The organism is Thiohalocapsa halophila (genome assembly GCF_016583825.1).
Lineage (GTDB): Bacteria > Pseudomonadota > Gammaproteobacteria > Chromatiales > Chromatiaceae > Thiohalocapsa > Thiohalocapsa halophila.
In genome coordinates, this window is sequence record NZ_NRRV01000151.1 from 1 (window position 1) to 2,340 (window position 2,340).

Below are 2,340 nucleotides of genomic sequence, written 5' to 3' on the forward strand. Positions count from 1 at the left end.
CGCCCCAACCCCCTCCCCCAAGACCTCCACATCCACAGCGTCTGGTCAGACACCGACAGCTCCGTGGTGGCGGAGCAGACCATCGCGCTCATCGCCGCGGTGGGCCATGCCCGCATCTGCGGCATCAGCGACCACTTCGAGATGATCGGCGACTTCTGGGACGACTACCGCGCCGAAGTCGCCGGCGCAAGCCTGCGCGTGGGCATGGAGGTCAACGGCCACGAATGGGTGCCGGCGGCCCTGGATGCGGACTGCGACTACCGCATCTTCCACTGCTGGGACCGCGACGCCGACTACCGGGCCCTGGAGACCCTGCTCGCCGATGCCAAGCCGGTCATCGTCGCCCATCCCAACGCCCTGGGCACGGACCTGGAGCGGGTGCCGCCCGCATGCCTGGTGGAGATCAACAACCGCTACATCTGGCGCTGCGACTGGCACGCCGAGTACGGCCCGTACGTGGAGCGCTTCCGCTTCGTCATCTCCTCCGACGCCCACCAGCCCAACTGGCTGAATCAGACCCTGGCGCGACACGCGGCCGCGGAGCTGGGCATCACCGAGACCTTGTTGTTCGAGGGCTGAGAGATCCCACGCGAGGGGGCCTTCGGGGGGTGGACTGCGCTGCGCTGGTCCACCCTACGGCGCTTGGGAGCTTGACCGGGCACCGCCATCCGCCCCGGCTCCCTGAGCCATCCCCGCAAGATCGCACGCACCAGGAGCAACCAACCCGCCGCGTCCTTGAATCGACGCCCGTCTCCCCGAACTACCCCACCGCGCCGGTGCCATCGAGCCCAGCGGCGCACGACAACGCGAAAATGCACAAGACAGTGAGGAGAGAGCGAGCATGTTCAGATTCGCCACCGCCACCCTGGTCGCGGTCCCCATGGCCTTGGCCGCGCTGCCGGCACTCGCCGAGATCGAGCGCACGCCGTCGCCCGAAGGCGCCCGCGCCTACATCATCGAGCCCGCCGACGGCGCCACGGTGCCCCAGACCTTCACCGTCAAATTCGGCCTGGAAAACATGGGCGTCGCCCCCGCCGGCACCGACAAGGCCGCCACCGGCCATCACCACCTGCTCATCGACCAGGAGCTGCCGCCCTTCGACCAGCCCATCGGCGGCGACATCATGCACTTCGGCGGCGGCCAGACCGAGACGGAGGTCACCCTGGAGCCCGGCACCCATACCCTCCAGATCATCCTGGGCGACATGAAGCACGTCCCCCACGACCCGCCCATCCACTCCGAGCAGATCACCGTCACGGTGGAGTAGCCTGCACCCCGCCCGTCGGCACCGGGGGCAGCCGAAGCCCCGGTGCCGACCGCACCCCTGCGCCGGCGATAAGCAAAACGGCCGCGCTCCGTACGTCGGGCTGAGGTACGAAGCCCGACACCGCGCTCAATCCAACCCATCGTCGGGCCTCCTGACGTCGGCACGACCTACGCCGGAGCCCGCCCTTAACGGCATACCGGGAATAGTTCACCAAAACACTGCGCGAAGCTTACCTGCCCGGGGCGGCCCCGCCCCCTAAGCTGATCTCCAAGGCACAGCGCCCCGCGCCGCCCGACAACGGACGGTGCCGACAGAGCCCACCACCCATTGGAGATCGCAGCCATGACTAAGACCCTGACCATCGCCGCCCTGTTCTTCGCCGCCAGTGTCGCCGCCACCGCCGCGCTGCACCAGCAGCCCATGCCCCCCGCGCAAGCGATGGCGAGCGAGGCCGACACCGCCGCCGAGGTGACCCGTCGCGGCAGCCGCGACCTACCGGTCGGCACCACCACCGCCGCGATCGATGCCGGCGATCAGCCGCGCCGCGGCCAACGTCCGGACCTCGCCACGGCCGACAGCCACCTGACGGCGCCCGCCGTTGACGGCGAGCGCCGCGGCAATCGCTGAGCACGGCAACCGGCAACGCGCGGCGGGCTCTGGCCGCCGCCTCTATGACTTCCCTCTGGCTCTATGGCTCCGCCTGGGAACCCAGCCCGGAGGCTCTGCCTCCCGAGAGCACGCACCCGAGGCCGAGCCTCGCGACCGCATTCCCGGGCAGAGCCCGGGAACGAGGAGCGAACCGCGGAGTTACGGCGACACGCCCGGCACCAACGCCGCGCCCCGGCGCACCAGGCCGGCAGCTGCGGGTTGCAATGCATTTGCCGTGTGCCGACGAGGGAACGCCCCGGCAGACGATCCCGAGGCGGCACCCCTTGGCGGTCCGGCCCAGCAATTCTAAATTTGCCGCCCTGGCGCAGCGGCGCGGCCAGTAGGCGGCGGCGTCGCGGGCTCCAGGGCCTCGTGCATGAAGTCGAGGAGCTGCTCCCAGGAGTCGAACGGCCAGTACAGCGTCA

Annotated in this window: 3 protein-coding genes; all 3 read left to right on the forward strand. The window is 70.0% G+C overall.

All coding sequences use genetic code 11. The features are described 5' to 3' along the window. Positions 1–579: hypothetical protein (locus tag CKO31_RS25540; RefSeq protein WP_200243566.1), on the forward strand; the 579-nt coding region annotated here is incomplete at its 5' end. 262 nt (positions 580–841) lie between these two features. Beyond that, complete coding sequence (locus CKO31_RS25545) at positions 842–1,267, forward strand: DUF4399 domain-containing protein (RefSeq protein ID WP_200243567.1); 426 nt, start codon at positions 842–844, stop codon at positions 1,265–1,267. Positions 1,268–1,609: 342 nt separating this feature from the next. Further along, entirely contained in the window at positions 1,610–1,894 is a 285-nt protein-coding gene (locus CKO31_RS25550) for a hypothetical protein (RefSeq protein ID WP_200243569.1), read from the forward strand. The last annotated feature ends 446 nt before the right edge of the window (positions 1,895–2,340 follow it).

What these genes read in the sequence shown, in the direction of transcription:
- CKO31_RS25550 (WP_200243569.1), top strand. Translation starts at nt 1,610, where the DNA reads ATGACTAAGACCCTGACCATCGCCGCCCTGTTCTTCGCCGCCAGTGTC.
- CKO31_RS25545 (WP_200243567.1), top strand. Translation starts at nt 842, where the DNA reads ATGTTCAGATTCGCCACCGCCACCCTGGTCGCGGTCCCCATGGCCTTG.